The organism is Mesorhizobium sp. CA16, assembly GCF_020165175.1.
GTDB lineage: Bacteria > Pseudomonadota > Alphaproteobacteria > Rhizobiales > Rhizobiaceae > Mesorhizobium.
In genome coordinates this window covers 1-18,794 of sequence record NZ_JAIUHP010000013.1, presented here as the reverse complement: position 1 = coordinate 18,794, position 18,794 = coordinate 1, and the positions used below count along the sequence as shown (strand labels likewise).

Here is an 18,794-nt window from a genome sequence, read left to right as displayed (position 1 = left end):
TTGATTGCGGCCAAGTGCCTCTGGCCCCAACGATTTTTCCCGATGTCAATTGACGCCAACCGTCAAAGCATCGTCCTATGGCGGACTGAAATCACTCAATTGGACGGCGACCATGACACTGGCGGCGGCGGCGCAAACCGCGACTTGGACCTATGTGGACGGCGACTGGTACGAGGGCAACGTCGCCATTCTCGGGCCGCGCAGCCACGCCATGTGGCTCGGCACCAGCGTCTTTGACGGCGGCCGCTGGTTCGAGGGCGTCGCGCCCGATCTCGAGCTGCACTCCGCTCGCGTCAACGCCTCCGCGATCACGCTTGGCCTGAAGCCTTCGATGACGACGGAAGAGATCGTCGGCCTGACTTGGGACGGTTTGAAGAAATTCGACGGCAAGACGGCGGTCTATATAAGGCCGATGTATTGGGCCGAGCATGGCGGCTATATGGGCGTGCCGGCCGACCCGGCCTCGACCCGGTTCTGCCTCTGCCTCTATGAATCGCCGATGATCCCGCCATCCGGCTTTTCGATCGGCGTCTCGCCGTTCCGGCGCCCGACCATCGAGACCATGCCCACCAACGCCAAGGCCGGCTGCCTCTACCCCAACAATGGCCGTGCCATTCTGGAGGCCAAGAACCGCGGCTTCGACAACGCTTTGGTGCTCGACATGCTGGGCAATGTCGCCGAGACCGGGACCTCTAACATCTTCCTGGTCAAGGACGGTCATGTGATGACTCCGGCCCCGAACGGCACGTTTCTGTCGGGCATCACCCGCTCGCGCACCATCAGCCTGCTCGGCGATTACGGTTTCAGGACCACCGAGAAGACGCTGTCGGTCCGCGATTTCCTCGAAGCCGACGAGATATTCTCGACCGGCAACCACTCGAAAGTGGTGCCCGTCACGCGCATCGAAAACCGCGACCTGCAGCCCGGTCCGGTGGCCAAGAAGGCGCGCGAGCTCTATTGGGAATGGGCGCATTCGACGTCCGCCGCCTGACCCGCTGGAGCGTTTCACCGTTTCAGGGAAACGGCGACCGCTCCATCTTCCTGTTTTGCGCAATTCCGCACGGAAAACCGCTTCGCACTTTTCCTGGAATTGCTCTAAAAAGTCGCTCGGCGCTCCATTCCGGAGTTGCCCCGATCCATTCCAGACCTATCTTAGCCCGGTAGTATCACCGGACTTTTTTCCTCGAGGGAGTACCATCCATGGCTTTTGAGTTGCCCGCCTTGCCCTATGACTACGAGGCCTTGCAGCCTTACATGTCGAAGGAGACGCTGGAGTATCACCACGACAAGCACCACAAGGCCTATGTCGACAACGGCAACAAGCTGGCGGCCGAGGCCGGAATGGGCGACCTGTCGGTCGAAGAGGCCGTGAAGCAGTCCTTCGGCAAGAATGCCGGGCTCTTCAACAACGCCGCCCAGCACTACAACCACATCCATTTCTGGAAATGGATGAAGAAGGGTGGCGGCGGCAACAAGCTGCCGGGCGCGCTGCAGAAGGCCTTCGACAGCGACCTCGGCGGCTACGACAAGTTCAAGGCGGATTTCATCGCCGCCGGCACCACCCAGTTCGGCTCCGGCTGGGCCTGGGTCTCGGTCAAGAACGGCAAGCTGGAAATCTCCAAGACCCCGAACGGCGAGAACCCGCTGGTCCATGGCGGCTCGCCGATCCTCGGCGTCGACGTCTGGGAGCACTCCTATTACATCGACTACCGCAACGCGCGGCCGAAATACCTCGAGGCCTTTGTCGACAGCCTGATCAACTGGGACTACGTCCTGGAACTTTACGAGAAGGCCAAAGCCTGAGTGATTTTGATGAGAAGCCCCGGTTCGCCGGGGCTTTTCTTTTTCAGGAGAAACCCGGCAAAATCGTCGCGGCGCCGGGGAATAATCCCACCATCACGCCCGTTAACGTCAGAGCAGTTCCAGGAAAAGTGTTGAACGGTTTTCCGTCCGGAATTGCGCCAGCGAACCCTCTTCATCCACGGAGCCAATTGAATGAGAAAGCTTGTCATCGCCATCTCTATGCTTGTCTTTGCCGGCTCGGCCTATGCCGACCCAATCCAGGGTCGCCAGGCCTTGATGAAGGAACGCGGCAAGCTCGCCGGGCAGATCTCGAAGGTGGTCAAGGGCGAGACGCCTTTCGATGCCGCCGCCGTGCTGGACGCGCTGAAGGCACTGCAAGCCAATGCCGAGAAGTTCGATGTCGACACGCTGTTCCCTGCCGGCTCCGACAAGGGCGACACCACGGCCGCGCCGAAGATCTGGGAAGACATGGCGGGCTTCAAGACGGCCGAGGACAAGTTCCTGGCCGATACCAAGGCCGCGGTCGCTTCCCCGCCGGCCGATGTCGACGCGCTGAAGGCGCAGCTCAACACGCTGGGCGGCGATTGCGGCACCTGCCATCAGACCTACCGGATCAAGAAGAGCTGATCGCTTGACGATGGCCTGGCTGAAGAAGCTTGTCGGCGCCGTCATCGTGCTTGGCGCCGCCGCGGCTGGCGCCAGCTGGGTTCTGTCGGCACCGGTCAGGCTGGACGCCGGCACCGTCGCTGATCTTGGCCCTGGCGACGCCGCCAGGGGAAAGCGGATCTTCTACGCCGGGGGCTGCACCTCCTGCCACGCCAGACCTGGCGCCCAGGGCGACGCCCGCCTCGAGCTCGTCGGCGGTCTGGAACTCAAGACGCCGTTCGGCACCTTCGTCCCACCCAACATCTCGCAGGACCGGAAGGACGGCATCGGCGCCTGGAGCGAGGCGGACTTCGCCAATGCCATGCTGAAAGGCGTCTCTCCTTCCGGCGAGCATTTCTATCCGGCCTTTCCCTATGCCTCCTATGCGCGCATGAAGCCGGCCGACATCGCCGATCTCTACGCCTTCATGAAGACGCTGCCGGCGATTGCCGGCAAGGCGCCGGATCACAGGCTTCCCTTCCCCTTCACCATCCGTCGCGGCATTGGCCTCTGGAAGCTTGTCTATCTCAGCCCCGAACCGGTGATCGCGCTGCCAGAGGGCGCGCCGGACAAGGTTCTCGCCGGCCGCTACCTGGTCGAGGGTCCGGGCCATTGCGGCGAATGCCACACGCCGCGCGATTTCGCCGGCGGCGTCAAGAAGGCCGAGTGGCTGGCGGGCGCCGTGGCCGCCGAAGGCTCGGGCGTTGTGCCCAATATCACCCCGCAGGGCGGCACCAAGGACTGGTCCGAGGCCGACATCGCCAATTACCTCGAAACCGGCTTCACACCCGATTTCGATTCGGTCGGCGGCTCTATGGTCGACGTGCAGCGCAACATCGCGCAACTGACCGCCGACGACCGCGCGGCGATTGCCGCCTACCTCAAGGCCGTCCCGCCGCACCCCAACGGCTATCCGGCGCGCAAGCCGGCGAGTTAACCTGCGCACGCGGCGTCAAACCCGCGACCATACATGATGGCGTAAAGCGGTTAGGCATGCCCAATCGGTGGCGAATTAGTTGACTTGAATACTCATGTATTATAGGCGCTTCGGGCCAATTCCCGAGGACCGAAGCTTGCCCACGCCCTCCATCGACCTTGTGTCCGAATTCACCCATGACGAGCAGCGCGTGGCGCTTGTCCTCGCCGGCGGACGCATGCTGTCCTACAGGGAACTCGGCGGTCTTGCGCTAGACTTCGCGTCACAGTTGGGACGAAGACAAAAGCGGCTCGTGGCGATTGCGGCGGAAGCTTCGGAGCACGCAGTCGCCGCCTATATCGGAGCCCTGCAGGCTGGGCACGCAGCGGCCATGCTGCCGCCGTGCGACAATAGGCTTTGGGACGATTTCCAGGCAGCCTTCCAGCCGGATTTCACCTACAGGCCAATTGACGGCCGCTGGCGTCTCGTTGAGGAAGCTCGATCCGCTGGAGATGCGGAGCCGCTGCATCCCGATCTCGCGCTGCTGCTGATGACATCCGGCAGCTCGGGCGCCGCCAAGGCGGTCAGGCTTTCCTACGGCAATCTCGAATCCAATGCACGCTCGATCGCGGCCTATCTCGAGCTCTCTTCCTTCGACCGGGCCGCTCTCGTGCTGCCTCTCCACTATTCCTATGGGCTGTCGGTCCTCAATTCGCATCTGATTGCGGGCGCTAGCGTCCTCTTCACCGGCATGTCGGTCATGGACAGCGACTTCGTCAGCACGATAGACCACGGCGGCTGCACGAATCTGTCTGGTGTCCCGTATTCTTACGAGCTTCTGGAACGGGTGCGTTTCCGCGACGCTGAGCTCAAGGCGTTGCGCATGATGACGGTGGCGGGCGGAGCGCTTGGCCCGGACCTCATCCGCCTTTATCGGAACCACATGGTCGCCAGGGGCGGCCGCTTCTTCGTCATGTATGGCCAGACCGAGGCGACGGCACGCATGGCTTTCGTGCCGCCGGAGAGCCTTTCCGACAAGGAGGATCGGATCGGCGTGGCGATTCCGGGCGGCAGCCTCGGTATCGTCGACGCTGCAGGCGAGCCGATCAGCCAACCAGGCATTCCCGGAGAGCTCGTCTATCGCGGTCCGAACGTAATGATGGGTTACGGCACGCGGCGCCTCGACCTCGCGCGCGGCGCAGAGCTCGAGACCCTGAACACTGGCGACATTGCCGTACGGGACCAACATGGTTTCTTCCGCATCGTCGGGCGCAGAAGCCGCTTCGCCAAGATCGCAGGCCTCCGGATCGGCTTCGATACGATGGAGCAGGCGCTGGAGCGCGCCGGCGTTGCCGCCGCGGTGGTTGGCGATGATCGGGGATTGCAGGCCTACGTGATAGGCGCCCACCCGACGGGGAGAAGAGCACGGCGCATTCTTGCCGAGATCAGCCACCTGCCAGCCAATCTGGTTTGGGTTGCGACGCGCGAGGACTTTCCCAGACTTGCCTCTGGCAAGATCGACTATGCCTGCCTCCAGCAGGAGATGTTGGAAGGGCGAACGGAAATCCGCTGTGAGCGGGGCGGTCTGCTCGGTGCCTACGCCCGCGTATTCTATCCCCTGGCCGTCGGTCGCAATGACAGCTTCGTCTCTCTTGGCGGGGACTCCCTTCGATTCCTGCAATTGGCTCTGGAACTCGAGCGTCTCGGCATGAACCTGCCGGACGGATGGGAACGCTTGAGCATTGCCGAGCTGGCAAACCGCCAAGCGGCGGGACTTCCCGAACACCGGCACGCAAGCGAGATGCCGGCCGATTTAGTGCTGAGGGTTATCGGAATCCTGCTGGTGGTCGTGCATCACGAAACGCTGTGGCCCATCCCCGGCGGCTCCGGCGTCATGATGCTGCTGGCCGGCTACAGCCTTGCTCGTTTCCAGTCGGCCCATTTCCTTGCCGGTCGAATTGGGCACGCGCTCAAACCAGCGATCGACGTCCTGATCCCGTATTTTCTCATTGTCGCCGCTTACGCTGCAGCCTGGCGGACGATCCCCTGGGCTTCGATGACGCTTACTGGGAATTTCGGCTATGCCGAACCGGAGCGTCACGAGATGATTCCGTACCTTTACTGGTTCATCGAGGCCTATTCGCAGACGCTCCTGCTCTTCGCTCTGATCTTTGCCATTCCTGCAGTCCGCAAGCTTGCCCGGGCACACCCCTTCGTTTTCTCGCTCGGCCTTTTGGGGGTTGCCGCTGTCGCGCGCTTTTCGTCCCCATCGCTCGTCGACCTAGGCAACCGCCAGATATTCACGATCTATTGGGTTTTCCATTTGGCCGTATTCGGTTGGGGTGCCGGTTTTGCCGATACTCCGGCGAGAAAGCTGGCTCTGACTGCGCTTGCCGCCGCTATGCTGGGTTATTTGGCCTTCTGGGAGTCGGTCTGGTTCGGGACGACGGTCAAATATCTGATGATCTTCGCGGCGCTTTTGGTCCTTCTTTACCTGCCGCGCGTTCGCCTGCCGGCCGGGATAGGGCGGGTGGTTGCCCAGGTCGCCGTCGCGGCGTTTCCGATCTACCTTTTCCACCGTTTCGTCCCGGAAATATTGATGGCGTCCGCCGCGGGCAAGCTGCCGGTTCCGATCTTCCAGCTGCTCGCGATCGCCGGTGGCATTGCCTTAGGCATTGTTTCCGGCAAGGCCTTGGCAGGCATCCGAAACCTGCGTGGCAGATTGGCCCTGGGACGCCAGCCGGAATTGCTCTCCGCCTGATCCACGCTCGTGCCGCTCTAAATCAAAGTGATAGAGCATGACGTCGTCCGAAAACCGCCCCACACTTTTCGGCATCATGCTCTACGGGTGGCGGTCGCCCAGGAAGTCGAAGCCGTTCTCGAAAAAGTGGTTGTAATCGCAGGTCAGCTCCTCGCCGGGAGCGATGTCGCGCAACGCGTAGGCCTCTTCCGGAGAGGAAATGTCGCAGTTCGGGTCGTCTGCGTGGTTCATATAGCGGGCATCGTCCGCCTCGAAGACGATGAAGTTGGGATCGCGCCGGTCCGGATAGGAATAGCGGTCGAGATAGGACTTCACCGGACCGGATTCGCCCTCATAGGTCTCAACGGGAATGCGTCGATCGAACCTTGGATCGAGCTTCCAGATCAACGTGCCCCGCGCAATGCGGTGTTTGGCGAAGACGCCGATGCCCTGGATGGGCGATTTGTCGAGATAGACGTCGACGAGCAGCATAGCGAACCTTGCGAATGTATCTGGACGCGGCCCCGAAATGGCCACGACCGAAAACGACGGCGCATTGCCTAGCGCGCGAGCCGTGCGATTGCGAGTAGAAAATCAGGCCTTGCCTGTCACTTTCAAGGCAAAGGCGTAAATATAGGCGATCTCCTCCAGCCGCGAGAAGCGACCCGAGGCGCCGGCATGGCCGGACTCCATGTTGATCTTGAACAGGACCGGGTTGCCGCCTGCCTTGCGTTCGCGCAACCGCGCCACCCATTTCGCCGGCTCCCAATAGGTGACGCGCGGATCGGTCAGGCCCGCCAGCGCCAGGATCGGCGGGTAGTCGAGCGCCGCCACATTGTCATAGGGCGAATAGGCCGCGATCGTCTGGTAGTCGGCGGCGGACGCGATCGGATTGCCCCATTCCGGCCATTCCGGCGGCGTCAGCGGCAGGCTGGCGTCGAGCATGGTGGTCAGCACATCGACGAACGGCACCTCGGCGACGATGCCGCCGAAGCTTTCCGGGGCCAGGTTGGCGATCGCCCCCATCAGCATGCCGCCGGCGGAGCCCCCCTGCGCCACAATGCGGTCGTGCTCAGTGTAGCGCTCGGCAACGAGATGGCGGGCGCAGGCGATGAAATCGGTGAAGGTGTTCATCTTCCTTGCCCGCTTGCCGTCCTCGTACCAACCGTACCCCTTGTCCTTGCCGCCGCGCACATGCGCGATGGCATAGACAAAGCCGCGGTCGACCAGCGACAGGCAATTGGTGTTGAAAGCGGAAGGAACGGTGATGCCATAGGAGCCGTAGCCGTAAAGCAGGCAGGGCGCCGAACCGTCGAGGGGCGTGTCGCGATGATATAGCAGCGAGATCGGCACCAACTCGCCGTCGTCTGCCGGCGCCATCAGCCGGCGCGTGACATAGTGCGCAGGATCGTGGCCGGAGGGCACTTCCTGCGTCTTCAAAAGCACGCGTTCGCGGCTGCGCATGTTGTAGTCGAACAGCTGCGCCGGCGTCGTCATCGACGAATAGGTGAAGCGCATCACTTCGGTGTCGTATTCGTAGGAGCCGGAGAGACCGAGCGAAAAAGCTTCCTCGTCGAAAGAGATGAAATGCTCCTCGCCGCTGGCGCGCTCGCGCACGACGATGCGCGGCAGGCCTTCCTTGCGCTCGAGCCGGACCATGTGATGCTTGAAGCCGAGCACCGACAGGATCAGCCGGCCGGGCTCGTGCGGCACCAGTTCCTGCCAGTTGGCGCGCCCGGGATTGTCGACCGGCGCGGTCATGATCTTGAAGTCCTTGGCGCCGTCGGCATTGGTGAGGACGAAGAAGACGTCGCCGCCTTCTTCCAGATCGTATTGCAGGCCGGTCTCGCGCACCGCCACAAGCTTCGGCTCTGCGGTTGGATCATCGGCGGGCAGCAGGCGGTATTCCGACGTTTCATGATCGTTGATGCCGATCATGATCCAGTCGTTGGCGCGCGTGCCGCCGACGTCCATGAAGAAGCCCGGATCGGTCTCCTCATAGATCAACCGGTCGTTTTCGGACCTGTCGCCCAGCGCATGGAAGAACACTTTCGACGGACGATGGTTGTCGTCGAGACGGGTATAGAAGAAGCCGCCGTCGCTGGCGTCCCAGACCCCGCCACCGCCCGTATCCGGGATCTGGTCGGCAAGTTCTTTGCCGCTCGCAAGATCGCGCACGCGCAGCGTGAAGAACTCCGAACCCTTGTCGTCGAAGCCCCACAGCAGCTTCCCGTGGTCGGCCGAATGGTCGACGCCGCCAAGCCGGAAATAGGGCTTGCCCTCGGCTTCCGCGTCGCCGTCGAGCAGGATCTCCTCAGTGCCGCCGTCGCGCGGCGTGCGGAAATAGCGCGGCTGCTCGCCGCCCTGCCGGAACGACGATCCGTAGGCATAGCGGCCGTCCTTCATGGGCACCGTCGAGTCATCCTCCTTTATGCGCCCCTTCATCTCGGCAAACAGCCTGGCGCGCAGGTCCGCGGTGCCGGCCATGAGCGCGGCCTGATAGGCGTTCTCGGCATTGAGATGGGCGCGGATGCGGCCGTCGAGCAGGGAAGGGTCGCGGAACACGGCCTGCCAGTTGTCGGCCCGCATCCAGGCATAGTCGTCGCTGCGGGTGATGCCGTGATGCGTGTCCGAAACCGGGTGTTTCTCAGGGGTCGGCGGGCTGGCGGCCGGGAAGGCGGAAGTCAAGGCGGAAGCTCTGGTCATTACGTCTCGCTGCGGAATTTGCTTGAATGACGAATGAACACGCCGCTCAGCGGCGGTTCAACGGGCGCGGTTCAAGGTGGTACAGAAGCTAAGTCGAAGGGGGAAAGATGAAATCCTGTGTTTCTACTGCAATGTCAGTTGCCGTCGTAGCGGCAGGTCTGGCTTTTTCCAGCCAGTCTCATGCAACCGTCTTTGCCGCCTGGCAAGTGGCGGGCGTGCCGTTCGGTGATACGCTCAATGCTCGAAAATATCCGTCCAATACATCGCAGAAACAGGCCGCCTATCCGAACGGCACCGTGCTGCAGATGACCGGCCGCTGCACCGGCGGTGTAAACCTGCTCGATATCGGCCGGCAGCCACAATGGAAGCAGCGCCAGGCGATCCGCTATCGCTGGTGCGAGATCTGGCACGATCCGGCGCAGAATGGTCATTTCGTCACCGGCTGGGTCTACGGCAAATACATCGCGCCTTACTGATGGATTCCGTCGCGTCGCCTTGTCGGTCCAGCCGCCAAGGCGGTATCCTTGCGCTTCGCTGTGCCGCAGGATTCGTTGTGCAGGCGAAAGGGCACCCAAGCATTAGCCAAGCATTGAACGTGGTGTCGCGTGGCGATCGGATGTCTAACATGAGGATGACGCAACGTCATGCCATGCTGGTCTGACCAGAAAAATCTCGCGAAGTTACACGGCGCACGAATTTTTGAAGCTGAATCGGCAATAGTTGATGAATATCGACCAATATAAGTCAATATGCGAATTGACTTACTTTCAATGCGGCGTCATTAAGATAACCGACGCGAATCTCAGAGCCTTTCCTGAACGAAATCCGCGCGATGCCCGATCCATAAAAAAGGGCGCAGTTTTAGAAACAACTCTCGTTGGGGCCTTAGCACTATGGAAATCGTCGAAACACCTTCGAAAAACGGTGACGCGCTGATCGAGCTGACCGCCGATGTCGTCGCCGCCTATGTCAGCAACAATCCGGTGCCGGTTGGGGAACTGCCGAACCTTATCGCCGACGTCCATGCCGCGTTGGGCCGCGTCGGTGGCTCGTCGGAGCAGCCGTCGGCTGAGAAGCAGAAGCCGGCCGTCAATCCGAAGCGCTCGGTCCATGACGACTACATCGTCTGTCTCGAGGACGGCAAGAAGTTCAAGTCGCTGAAGCGGCATCTGATGACCCACTACAATCTCACGCCGGAAGAGTATCGTGAGAAGTGGGGCCTGGACGCCAACTATCCGATGGTCGCCCCCAATTACGCTGCCGCCCGCTCGCAACTCGCCAAGAAGATGGGTCTGGGCCGCAAGCGCAAGGGCCGTTGATAGGTCTCAGCTCGTCAAGCAGTTCGACGGCGCCCTTGCGGCGCCGTTTTGCTTTCCTAATGGGAGCGATATCGGCCGGATCAGGCCGTCTGCTTCAGCGCCGCTTCCGCATCGCGCTTGATGCGCTTGACCATCGAACGCAGGCCGTTGGCGCGCTGCGGCGACAGATGCTCGTCAAGGCCGAGCTCCTTCAGGGTCGCTTCGGCGTCCGTGTTCTGGATTTCGCTTGCCCGCCGTCCCGAAAACAACGCCAGCATGATGGCGACGAGGCCACGCACGATATGGGCGTCCGAATCGCCATGGAAGCCGATCACCGGATCGGCGCCCGCTCCCTGCTTGGTGGTGAGCCACACCTGGCTCACACAGCCAGGCACCTTGTTCGCAGCCGTGCGCTCCTCCTCAGGGAAAGGCGGCAGGCTCTCGCCGAGCTCGATCACATAGCGATAACGGTCCTCCCACTCGTCGAGCAGGGAAAAGTCGTCGCGGATGGTCTGAATCGAGGTGGCCATTGCCCGCATATAGTGGCCCGACACGGCCGCGTCACGGAAAAAGAAAGACGCCGCGGGCGTCGAGAGGTCGGACGGGGCCCGCGGCGTTAGAGCAATTCTGGGAAACGTGCGTAGGCGGTTTTTGCGCCAGGAATTGCGCTAAAATTGAAGTGCCGAGCGAACGGCCGGAAAGAATTCAGTTCTTCGCCGTCAACATCACCGGAATGTTGACCTTGGTCGGCAACACGATGTCCTCGGCGACGCTGCCGGTGGTCGTGACGGAGCCATCCGCGACCTTCGTTTCGGGCGTGCCTGCCTGCCCGGACTGCCCGGACTGCCCGGACTGCTGGTCGTCGATCATGGCCGCGGCGATCTTGGCCGTTTCCTTGGCGCGAACGGTGATGGTGTACATGGCCGATTTGCCGGTCTCGCAGACATCGGGCTTGCGCTCGCAGAGCCCTGCAATGTCGCCGACCGCCTCGCGCGCCGCAAACAGCGCCTGGATCGGTCCGACGCTCTGCTGGCCGTTCTCGCCCGGGCCGACGCCGAGCGGCAGCGCCAGCAGCACCAGCGAAAACCAGAAAGCCATCCTGATCAGAAAGCCCATCTTACTTGCCTCTCATCCGGGATGGAATGATGCATCCATCCGTGACGGATCACGCATCCATCGGCATGACCTCTTTTATGAGCACGATAGTGGCATGGTCACGCAAAGGACGGCTTGCATCGAAGCCGCGAATTTTCCTCAAATTTTAGGCAAATTCGAAAGGATCGGTTTTGACATGGGCTTGTGTCGAATCTCATCGATTTCGTTAACTTTACGATAACCATGTATCACATTGTTATTAAACGATTTTACTCCAGGAAGAACTTAGTCGGTTCAAGTTCCAGCCCGTTTTGGCACAGGCCTTGCGGCTAACCCGCCGTTTACCATGGCGCCAACTCGGCATGCTTTGCCGGGCTGGCATCACAATATTTGCCTTGGCGCGGTCGCCGGCTTCGCCAGCCTTATCCATTCCTTAAACGCTGGATGCGAGTTTCAAGCCAATTGATGAGTCACCTGCCAGGCAGGCGTTTTTCACGACCGGGTACGCGTGCGTTGAGTTCTATTTCAGCCAGATACGTTCAATTGCCTGGCGCGGTTTCCGCCGGCTGCGAACGCATGGTTCACCCGACCGTGACGGGTGAGGCGGAACGCCTGCGCCAGCGCCGCTTCATCGGTGTCATGCTCGCCGCGCCCTTCCTTGCCGCGGGCGCCGCGGTCACGCTGGTCACTTCAAGTGTCGGCGCTGCCGTCACGATAGCCGCGATCTTTGCCGCTTTCGGCCTGTGCTGGTTCGCGGCGCTTCTGGTGGCGGCCACCGGCCATATGGCGCTTGCCGGCCGCATGGCGGTCGTGTTGGGTGGGCTTGCCCTAGCCGGCGCTATCGCTGCGGCGGGCGGATTGGCCTCGCCGGCGGCACTCCTTGCTGTCGCATTGCCGGTCGAAAGCTGGTGGGTCTCAGGGTCGCGGCGCGCCGCACTGACGGGCGCGCTGGCGGCGCTTGCCGCTATCGTGCTGCAGCCCTTTGCCGGGCAGTTGCTGCCGTTCGGCGAGATCGCCGCCTGGCATTGGCTGCTGCCGCTCGCCTGGGCGCTGACGCTGTTGCCGCGGGCCGCCGCCTTCGCCAGCCCGGCCGGCTTAGGGTCGGCGGAGCCTGCCGGCGATCGTCTCGAGGACGTCATCGACGCCGTCGTGCTGCGCCTCGGGCGCCAGGGCGAAGTGGTCGACGCGTCCGCCAAGACGCGTTCGATCCTGAAATTGGCGCCCGAGCTTCTGCTCGGCACCGGCCTGTTCGACCGCATCCATCTTTCCGACCGCGTCGCTTATCTCACCGCTCTGGCCGACATGCGCGAGGGCGCGCCGAAGCGCCAGCTTGATCTGCGCATCCGCTTGCCGCGCGAGGGTTCTGGCGCGGTCGACAATTTCCGCCCGTTCAGCCTCGAGCTGCTGCACGGCGCGGTCGACCGCGACGTCTTCACCCTGGTTCTGCGCGAAAATGACGATATCGCAGCACTTCGCGAGGAGCTTGCGCAGGCGAGGGAAGCCGCTGCGGCTGCCGAAGTGGCCAAGGGCCGCTTCCTGGCCGTGGTCAGCCACGAGCTGCGCACGCCGCTCAATGCCATCCTCGGCTTTTCCGACATGCTCCTGCATGAGATGTTCGGGCCCTTCAAGGATCCGCGTCAGAAGGAATATGTCGGCCTTGTCAGGGAGTCCGGCCAGCATCTTTTATCGGTCGTCACCTCGATCCTCGACGTCTCGCGCATCGAGGCGGGCGCCTATGCGACCGAGCTGGAGCCGTTCCGCTTTGTCGAGGCCGTCGACATGTGCCGCTCGATGATGCGACCGCTGGCCGACGCCAAGAGCATAGTTCTTGCCACGCAGATTGCCCCGGATGCGGGCGAGATCAATGCCGACCGCCGGGCGGTCCAGCAGATTCTGATTAATCTCGCCTCGAACGCGGTGAAGTTCACGCCCGATGGCGGCAGCGTGGTGATCGGGGCCAAGCGCGTCGGCTCGCACCTGCATTTCTGGGTGAGCGATACCGGTATCGGCATCGCCGAGGAGGACATGGCCAATCTCGGCAAGCCGTTCATGCAGATCCAGAACGACTACACGCGTCGTTTCGAGGGAACCGGACTCGGCCTGTCGCTGGTCAAGGGCCTGGTGGCGCTGCACGAGGGTACGATGTCGATCGAGAGCGCGCCGGGTGAGGGCACCACGGTGACGATCGGCCTGCCGGTGAACGGGCCGAAGCGGCGATCCGGTGCGCCATCCGGCGTGCTGGCCATGCCGGCGGCCAAGCCGAAGGGGGACGCAAATGGGGAGAGGAATGGCTCGCTCCGCAAAACGGCCTAAGGTGGTCGAACCCGAGCGCGGCGTTCTTGCCGAGGGCGCGGTTGCCGTCGGTCAACTGATCGCCAGCAATCCGGTTCTGGTCGGCGGCTCGACCGCTTTTCTGGTGACGCTTTTCTACGTCTCGGCCAATGCGCTGTGGTATCAGCCCTTTCCGCATACGGGCGCGTTCTTCGCCACCCGAAGCATCGAGAACTTCCCGCATACGGTCTCCGACGAGCCGGAGACCACCATCAACATCGTGCGCCAGGCGCCGGCGCAGCCGACGGTCAAGCCGGACCCGGTCGTCCAGCAGGTGCAGGGCATCCTGAAGGACCTCAACTTCTACGACGGCACGGTCGACGGCCTCACCGGACCGGCCACGCGCAAGGCCATTCAGGCCTACCAGCTGAAGGTCGGGCTGCCGGGGTCGGGCGAGATCGACACGGCGCTGCTCGATCAGCTTGGCGCCCGCCAGACGACGGCGGCCATTCCCCATCCGGCGCCGCGGCCGGCCGATGGTGCAGTCGCCGCGTCTGCCAAACCGCAGGTGATCCAGGTCTCCGCTCCGGCCGATGGCGCCACGCAGCCGCCCGACGCCCGCATCGTCAAGATCCAGGCCGGCCTCAAGGCGTTCGGCAATGGCGACATGCAGCTCGACGGCAAGGTCGGCGCCCGCACCAAGGCCGCGATCAAGGAATTCCAGGCCTTGTTCGGACTGCCCGAGACCGGCGAGCCGGACGAGGCCGTCTATGTCAAAATGCGCGAGATCGGCCTGACGAACTGAGCGGCAGCGATCGTTTCGGTTCTTTCATCCTTGCTGTAAGAAACCGCGCATGACATCCAGGACCTTCCCATGCGCGTGACCACCGATCTCTGGGTCTCGGCCCTTATGCGCCGCGTGTTCGGCGCCGGCGGCTTCGCCGCTGTTGTCAAGCGCGGCGCGACCGAGGCTGGCGCCGTCTTCGTGTTGTCGCGCGGGCGTCTGGGGGAGGTGACCTTCTACGGGCCGGCGCCGCAGACCAGCTACGATTCGGCCAAGCCCGATGAGCGCTTTTTCGCCGTGCTCGGCACGAGCGACGACAGCTCGGCCTTCGATGCGCGGCTGGAGCGGGAGAAAAAATTCGATCCCGACATCTGGGTGGTCGAGATCGAGGGCGGGACCGTTCCCGTCGAAGAGCTTCTTTCGGTGAAGGCCGACTAGGGCGTTTTACCGTTTCATGAGTCGGGAATCGCCATGACAGCAAGAGCGCCGACCGCAGCCGAGGAAGCGCAGAAAGTTCACGCCGCTTCCCCGTTCTGGGCGGGAAACCGGGCGGCGAAAACTTCTTTGGCCGCAAACAGCCCGTTGAGCGCCGCGGGAAAGCCGGCATAGACCGTCATCTGGATGATGGTTTCGACGATTTCGTCCTTGGTCAGCCCGACATTGAGCCCCTCCTCGACATGGACTTTCAGTTGCGGGGTAGCGGTTCCCATCGCTGTCAGCGCCGCGATGGTCGCGATCTCACGGGCGCGCAGATCGAGACCGGGGCGGCTGTAGATGTCGCCAAACGAGAACTCGAACACGTAGTTCGCGAAGTCGCGGGCAATGTCAGCAAGAGCGGCAATGACTTTGTGGCCGGCTTCGCCGTCGATTTCAGCGAGCGCCCGCTTGCCGCGTTCCAGCCGGCTTTCGCCGATGTTCGGGGATTGATGCGTCATAGTCCTTCATCCTCTGTTTCACGCCGGCATATCCGGCGATCTTGGTGTCGAGGACGAGAAGGCAGGCTTGCAGTTTGGCCACATGCGCACGGACACGCTCACGGTGCTGCTTGAGCAGCGCGCCGCGCTCCGCTTCGGTGTCGGCGCCGCGCTCCCGCAAGGCCGCGTAACGCAGCATTTCCCGAATAGGCATCCCGGTCATTTTGAGCCGGTCGAGAAATTCTATCCAGGTCAGGATTGATGCGTCGTAGTCACGTTGGCCCGATTGGTCCCTGTCGGCATGGGGAAGCAGCCCGATCCGCTCATAGTAACGGATTGTGTAGGCAGACAGTCCCGAACGCTTCGCCAGCTCGCCAATCTTCATCAATGCCATTCTTTCGTCACGACGCCCAGAAAGCTACGAGTTAGAGCGCACTCTAAGTCAAGAGGCGTTGTCACTTTGTCGTGTCGCGGAAATGCCCGGTCTCGCGACGAACATCGGCTCGTTGATTTTAAAATAAAAAACCGATCAGGATGCCTTGACGCTGGCACTCGCCGCGTCGCTGTTCGAGGCTGCGCGGCTCTCGATATCAACCGTATCGGAAGCACTGCCGCGGATCGCCCGCGAAAGCGTCTCGGCCTTCCAGGCACGTACCTTGTCCAGCGCCGTCTCGCGGTGCAGCAGCCGATAGCTGTCGAGGAACAGGCGGATCGCCTGCGGATGCGGGAACTCGCCGGGATAGACCGCGACTGCGATCAGGAAGGCCCTGTCTTCGCTGAGGTCGAGGGCACGCAGCGCCGCAAGCAGCGCGACATAGCCCGATTGCCCGGTCACCGAGCGGGCCGTCGCGAAGTCGATCTCCAGCGCATCGGCCAGCGCGGTCTGGAAGAATGCCAGGTTCCCCGTCAGCGCCGTCTCGCGCAACTTCACATAGGTCGGCTGGCCAAGGAAGGTGTTGACGTCGGCAGCGTCGCCGGTCGGGCGCATCATCGCCCGCAGGCGGCGCCGCGCGTGCTCCGCGGCTTCGCCTGGCGCGGGACGGTCGGTATCCGCCTTGGCCACGGGCTCGGGTTTCGGCGCAAGCCTGGTGACCGTCTCGGGCGGCCGTGCCTTGACCAGCGTCGGCCTTTCCAGCACGCGGATCAGGTCGGCGATCGTCGGGTTGAGCTCCTTGCGGCGCGCAATGGCGCGCGCATGCGGCAGGCCGTGCCGGCCGATCAGCGCGATGAGGTCGATGTCGCTCAGCGCGTTGGAGCGGGTGAGCAAGGGGGCTGCGATCTCGACCGGCTCTTCAGCCAGCCGCCGCACCAATGCCGTCGGTGCGTAGTCGCATTCGGAAAGGGCGGCAGCGACGTAGCGGCGCGACTCGACCGAAACTTCGTCGAACAGCGGCAGCGTCAGGTCTTCGAGCTGGGCGATCTCTCGGCGCGAGGGACGCGTCAGCGAGCAGAAGGCCGACACGGCGGCGCGGAACAGCCTTTCGGCCTTTCCCGCTTCGGTCCGGATAGCGATTTGCCTGAAATCGGAAGATGACACGGAGGATACGCCCGATACTCGACACAATCCCGAACCGCGCAATCCGGCCGGGCCGGTTTCGCACCTTCAGGAAAACAAACGTCAAATTAGCCGCGATCCGTTAGCGCTCCGTTAACCCTCTACGCCCCTTAATCAACTTTGGAGGCGTTGCGTTGTGCTCCGGTCAAACCGAGAGGAATGCGCGAACCATGGGCATGGTCCTGTCTTTTGTGCCGCGAGCGGCACCAGTAAATCGAGCAAGTCACGACACCACGACGGCGGCGGCGGTCATCATTTTCCCCGGCGTCCGTTACGAGTTGCATCCGCAGGCCGGTGAGGCACGACCCGGCGACAGCAGCTCCGACAGGCCGGGCTCTCCGCCTCCTGCCAAGCCGCATCACTGATCGGGCGCCTTTCTCAGTAGTCCTGCAATTCGCAGGCGCCCTGATCGAGGAAGCGTGACACGATCGGCTTCCAGCTCCCGTCCGGCACAAAGGCGCGGACGACGAAAATGCCTTCCTCGATCGGCGCCTCGACGAAGATCGCGCCCTGCAGATCCTCCGGAAGGTCGCGCCGCACGTCGATCATCTGCGCCGGCGTCAACACCACCGCGTCGAGCTTCTCGCCATTGGCGTTGTGGTCGTTGAAGGAATAGATGTTGTGGCCGTTGCGGTCGTAGACCGAGGCCGACCAGAACGGCACGTCGCCCGGCGCCCTGATCCTGACCAGCCCGTCGGCAAGGTTGAAGCGGCAGGCGGCCGCATAAAACAATGGATCCACCGATTTCACCACCGGCGCGCCGCCGGCCTCAGCGTCTAGCCGCGTCATCTTGTAGAAATCGGATGCCATCGCCAGGCGCGACCAGGCATCGCGTTCGGAAAATTCCGGCACCAGGAACAGCACGACGATGTGCACGATGCCGGCGCCGAGCAGGCCGAGGATCAGGGCATGCAGCAGTCTACGCATTGCAGCCCGCCTTCAGGATGCGCGGCAGTGTCACGTCCGAGAGGCCGGTGCTCGAGGCGATCGGCGTGTCGTAGAAGGTCAGCACGAAATACATCTTGCCGGAGCCGCCGGTCAGCAGCCAGTTTCCGGGCGCCGGGCGGCTGCCGACGGAGATGACAACGGAATTGTCGGGCTGGCGCAGCACTTCGTAGGATTGCAGCGCCGACTGCCTCGGCTTGCCTGTGTCGATCACGCCAAGCGACTGGTCGGCGGCATAGAGCGTCCAGAAGCGGGCGGTCGGATAACCGCCTTCGATCGTATAGGTGCATTCGCGTTTCAGCGGCTCGCCGGCATCGTCGCGCTCGGCAACGAAGGCAAGTCCCTCGGCCTGGCCGAGCGCCAGCACGCCCTCGCGTGCAACGCGCGCCTTGGAATAAGGGTCGGCGGCCAGTGTCCCGACTTCCGGGAAAGCGGTCCATTGGCCGATGCGGATCGCGCCCACGCCGTCCTGCGCGTTGAGCGCATACCAGACGCTGTAGCCGCCAAGCCCGATGGCTATGGCAAGCGAAAGCAGCGTCAGGATGGCGTTCTTGAGCATGAGAGCCGCAAACAGAGGAGGTTGCCCGGGATATCGCGGCGCGGGGTGCCGTGGCAAGCCGGCTTCACGCCAAGGCCGTCCTAAAGCGCCGAAAGCGTCTCCGGCATGGTGGGCGCAACGAGCGCCGGCGCGGCCTGGAACGCCTTGGTCAGGTCCCGCAGCGTCTGGCTGGTGCGGCTGGAAAGCACCGGCGGGCGTTCGGCCTCGGCTTGCGCCGCCGCCGCATCGGCTTCCTTCTTGGCCGCTTCCTCTGCTTTGGCCGCGACCTCCGGATCGACCCAAGGATGATCGAGACCGGGGATCGGCTTCAGATCGATGTTCTGATGCGCGTAGACCATCAGCCGCTGCCAGACCATCGCCGGCAGCGAGCCGCCTGTCATCTTGTTGGTCGCCGTGAAGTCGTCATTGCCGAGCCAGACGGCGGCTGTGTAATTGCCGGTGAAGCCGACGAACCAGGCGTCGCGGTAGGATTGCGTCGTCCCGGTTTTGCCGGCAACGACGATGTTCGGAAGCTGGGCGCGTCTCGCGGTGCCGATAACCCGCACCCCCCCCAGCCAGGTGTT

General features: G+C 63.0%; 20 protein-coding genes and 1 pseudogene. 10 read left to right on the top strand and 11 right to left on the bottom strand.

The window, feature by feature from the left end:
* Positions 1-112 precede the first annotated feature (112 nt).
* Positions 113-991, top strand: coding sequence for a branched-chain amino acid aminotransferase (locus LB525_RS18540; RefSeq protein WP_224545679.1), 879 nt, complete (start codon positions 113-115; stop codon positions 989-991).
* A 209-nt stretch (positions 992-1,200) separates the two neighbouring features.
* Positions 1,201-1,803 carry a superoxide dismutase gene (locus tag LB525_RS18535; protein ID WP_095766866.1) on the top strand — a complete coding sequence of 201 codons (603 nt, stop codon included), beginning with the start codon at positions 1,201-1,203 and terminating at the stop codon, positions 1,801-1,803.
* Here LB525_RS18535 and LB525_RS18530 read toward each other — a convergent pair.
* The gene (locus LB525_RS18530) at positions 1,782-2,012 is read right to left on the bottom strand and encodes a hypothetical protein (RefSeq protein ID WP_224545678.1); all 231 of its coding nucleotides are present in this window, start codon (positions 2,010-2,012) and stop codon (positions 1,782-1,784) included. The two genes, LB525_RS18535 and LB525_RS18530, sit on opposite strands and share 22 nt — an antisense overlap.
* On the opposite strand from LB525_RS18530, the gene LB525_RS18525 reads away from it, so the two are divergent.
* The 3 genes from LB525_RS18525 (at position 1,996) to LB525_RS18515 (ending at position 6,125) form a co-directional block, all read left to right on the top strand.
* Positions 1,996-2,430 (top strand): c-type cytochrome, encoded by a 435-nt coding sequence (locus LB525_RS18525; protein ID WP_224545677.1) that lies wholly within the window; start codon positions 1,996-1,998, stop codon positions 2,428-2,430. The genes LB525_RS18530 and LB525_RS18525 overlap by 17 nt on opposite strands.
* 10 nt (positions 2,431-2,440) lie before the next feature.
* Complete coding sequence (locus LB525_RS18520; RefSeq protein ID WP_224545908.1) at positions 2,441-3,385, top strand: cytochrome c; 945 nt, start codon at positions 2,441-2,443, stop codon at positions 3,383-3,385.
* Positions 3,386-3,521: 136 nt separating this feature from the next.
* Positions 3,522-6,125: an AMP-binding protein gene (locus tag LB525_RS18515; RefSeq protein WP_224545676.1), complete on the top strand. Its 2,604-nt coding sequence runs from the start codon at positions 3,522-3,524 to the stop codon at positions 6,123-6,125.
* Positions 6,126-6,206: 81 nt separating this feature from the next.
* Here the strand turns inward: LB525_RS18515 and LB525_RS18510 are convergent, their stop codons facing one another.
* Together LB525_RS18510 and LB525_RS18505 are read right to left on the bottom strand one after the other, a co-directional pair.
* Complete coding sequence (locus LB525_RS18510; RefSeq protein WP_095766869.1) at positions 6,207-6,596, bottom strand: SET domain-containing protein; 390 nt, start codon at positions 6,594-6,596, stop codon at positions 6,207-6,209.
* Positions 6,597-6,698: 102 nt separating this feature from the next.
* Complete coding sequence (locus LB525_RS18505) at positions 6,699-8,810, bottom strand: S9 family peptidase (protein ID WP_224545675.1); 2,112 nt, start codon at positions 8,808-8,810, stop codon at positions 6,699-6,701.
* Between the two features lie 107 nt (positions 8,811-8,917).
* On the opposite strand from LB525_RS18505, the gene LB525_RS18500 reads away from it, so the two are divergent.
* Positions 8,918-9,286, top strand: coding sequence for an SH3 domain-containing protein (locus LB525_RS18500; RefSeq protein WP_224545674.1), 369 nt, complete (start codon positions 8,918-8,920; stop codon positions 9,284-9,286).
* Positions 9,287-9,703: 417 nt separating this feature from the next.
* The gene (locus tag LB525_RS18495; protein ID WP_040991330.1) at positions 9,704-10,129 is read left to right on the top strand and encodes a MucR family transcriptional regulator; all 426 of its coding nucleotides are present in this window, start codon (positions 9,704-9,706) and stop codon (positions 10,127-10,129) included.
* 80 nt (positions 10,130-10,209) lie between these two features.
* Here the strand turns inward: LB525_RS18495 and LB525_RS18490 are convergent, their stop codons facing one another.
* Positions 10,210-10,638: a SufE family protein gene (locus LB525_RS18490; RefSeq protein ID WP_224545673.1), complete on the bottom strand. Its 429-nt coding sequence runs from the start codon at positions 10,636-10,638 to the stop codon at positions 10,210-10,212.
* A 175-nt stretch (positions 10,639-10,813) separates the two neighbouring features.
* Positions 10,814-11,224, bottom strand: a complete 411-nt coding sequence (locus tag LB525_RS18485) for a DUF5330 domain-containing protein (protein WP_224545672.1) — start codon at positions 11,222-11,224, stop codon at positions 10,814-10,816.
* Positions 11,225-11,779: 555 nt separating this feature from the next.
* Between LB525_RS18485 and LB525_RS18480 the strand changes: the two genes are divergently transcribed.
* From LB525_RS18480 to LB525_RS18470, 3 genes are all read left to right on the top strand, one after another.
* Positions 11,780-13,516: a PAS domain-containing sensor histidine kinase gene (locus LB525_RS18480; RefSeq protein ID WP_224545671.1), complete on the top strand. Its 1,737-nt coding sequence runs from the start codon at positions 11,780-11,782 to the stop codon at positions 13,514-13,516.
* The gene (locus tag LB525_RS18475; RefSeq protein ID WP_224545670.1) at positions 13,491-14,279 is read left to right on the top strand and encodes a peptidoglycan-binding protein; all 789 of its coding nucleotides are present in this window, start codon (positions 13,491-13,493) and stop codon (positions 14,277-14,279) included. The genes LB525_RS18480 and LB525_RS18475 overlap by 26 nt, the downstream gene beginning before the upstream one ends.
* A 69-nt stretch (positions 14,280-14,348) precedes the next feature.
* A complete protein-coding gene (locus tag LB525_RS18470; protein ID WP_224545669.1) occupies positions 14,349-14,696 on the top strand; it encodes a DUF1491 family protein in 348 nt (115 codons plus the stop codon).
* Positions 14,697-14,773: 77 nt separating this feature from the next.
* On the opposite strand, the gene LB525_RS18465 is transcribed toward LB525_RS18470, so the two are convergent.
* The 6 genes and pseudogenes from LB525_RS18465 to LB525_RS18440 form a co-directional block, all read right to left on the bottom strand.
* Positions 14,774-15,193 (bottom strand): carboxymuconolactone decarboxylase family protein, encoded by a 420-nt coding sequence (locus LB525_RS18465; protein ID WP_224545668.1) that lies wholly within the window; start codon positions 15,191-15,193, stop codon positions 14,774-14,776.
* Positions 15,129-15,557 carry a MerR family transcriptional regulator gene (locus tag LB525_RS18460; RefSeq protein WP_224545906.1) on the bottom strand — a complete coding sequence of 143 codons (429 nt, stop codon included), beginning with the start codon at positions 15,555-15,557 and terminating at the stop codon, positions 15,129-15,131. The genes LB525_RS18465 and LB525_RS18460 overlap by 65 nt, the downstream gene beginning before the upstream one ends.
* A gap of 144 nt (positions 15,558-15,701) precedes the next feature.
* Complete coding sequence (locus tag LB525_RS18455) at positions 15,702-16,709, bottom strand: DUF2336 domain-containing protein (RefSeq protein ID WP_224545667.1); 1,008 nt, start codon at positions 16,707-16,709, stop codon at positions 15,702-15,704.
* Positions 16,710-17,105: 396 nt separating this feature from the next.
* Positions 17,106-17,654 (bottom strand): DUF1254 domain-containing protein, encoded by a 549-nt coding sequence (locus LB525_RS18450; RefSeq protein ID WP_140845761.1) that lies wholly within the window; start codon positions 17,652-17,654, stop codon positions 17,106-17,108.
* Complete coding sequence (locus tag LB525_RS18445) at positions 17,647-18,231, bottom strand: DUF1214 domain-containing protein (RefSeq protein ID WP_224545666.1); 585 nt, start codon at positions 18,229-18,231, stop codon at positions 17,647-17,649. The genes LB525_RS18450 and LB525_RS18445 overlap by 8 nt, the downstream gene beginning before the upstream one ends.
* An 80-nt stretch (positions 18,232-18,311) precedes the next feature.
* Positions 18,312-18,794: pseudogene (locus tag LB525_RS18440) on the bottom strand (penicillin-binding protein); the annotation flags it as partial.

Excerpts from the sequence above, each read along its gene's own strand:
- LB525_RS18540 (WP_224545679.1), top strand. The coding sequence starts at position 113 with ATGACACTGGCGGCGGCGGCGCAAACCGCGACTTGGACCTATGTGGAC.
- LB525_RS18535 (WP_095766866.1), top strand. The coding sequence starts at position 1,201 with ATGGCTTTTGAGTTGCCCGCCTTGCCCTATGACTACGAGGCCTTGCAG.
- LB525_RS18525 (WP_224545677.1), top strand. The coding sequence starts at position 1,996 with ATGAGAAAGCTTGTCATCGCCATCTCTATGCTTGTCTTTGCCGGCTCG.
- LB525_RS18530 (WP_224545678.1), bottom strand. The coding sequence starts at position 2,012 with ATGACAAGCTTTCTCATTCAATTGGCTCCGTGGATGAAGAGGGTTCGC.
- LB525_RS18520 (WP_224545908.1), top strand. The coding sequence starts at position 2,441 with ATGGCCTGGCTGAAGAAGCTTGTCGGCGCCGTCATCGTGCTTGGCGCC.
- LB525_RS18510 (WP_095766869.1), bottom strand. The coding sequence starts at position 6,596 with ATGCTGCTCGTCGACGTCTATCTCGACAAATCGCCCATCCAGGGCATC.
- LB525_RS18505 (WP_224545675.1), bottom strand. The coding sequence starts at position 8,810 with ATGACCAGAGCTTCCGCCTTGACTTCCGCCTTCCCGGCCGCCAGCCCG.
- LB525_RS18500 (WP_224545674.1), top strand. The coding sequence starts at position 8,918 with ATGAAATCCTGTGTTTCTACTGCAATGTCAGTTGCCGTCGTAGCGGCA.
- LB525_RS18495 (WP_040991330.1), top strand. The coding sequence starts at position 9,704 with ATGGAAATCGTCGAAACACCTTCGAAAAACGGTGACGCGCTGATCGAG.
- LB525_RS18490 (WP_224545673.1), bottom strand. The coding sequence starts at position 10,638 with ATGGCCACCTCGATTCAGACCATCCGCGACGACTTTTCCCTGCTCGAC.
- LB525_RS18485 (WP_224545672.1), bottom strand. The coding sequence starts at position 11,224 with ATGGGCTTTCTGATCAGGATGGCTTTCTGGTTTTCGCTGGTGCTGCTG.
- LB525_RS18480 (WP_224545671.1), top strand. The coding sequence starts at position 11,780 with ATGGTTCACCCGACCGTGACGGGTGAGGCGGAACGCCTGCGCCAGCGC.
- LB525_RS18475 (WP_224545670.1), top strand. The coding sequence starts at position 13,491 with ATGGCTCGCTCCGCAAAACGGCCTAAGGTGGTCGAACCCGAGCGCGGC.
- LB525_RS18470 (WP_224545669.1), top strand. The coding sequence starts at position 14,349 with ATGCGCGTGACCACCGATCTCTGGGTCTCGGCCCTTATGCGCCGCGTG.
- LB525_RS18465 (WP_224545668.1), bottom strand. The coding sequence starts at position 15,193 with ATGACGCATCAATCCCCGAACATCGGCGAAAGCCGGCTGGAACGCGGC.
- LB525_RS18460 (WP_224545906.1), bottom strand. The coding sequence starts at position 15,557 with ATGAAGATTGGCGAGCTGGCGAAGCGTTCGGGACTGTCTGCCTACACA.
- LB525_RS18450 (WP_140845761.1), bottom strand. The coding sequence starts at position 17,654 with ATGCGTAGACTGCTGCATGCCCTGATCCTCGGCCTGCTCGGCGCCGGC.
- LB525_RS18445 (WP_224545666.1), bottom strand. The coding sequence starts at position 18,231 with ATGCTCAAGAACGCCATCCTGACGCTGCTTTCGCTTGCCATAGCCATC.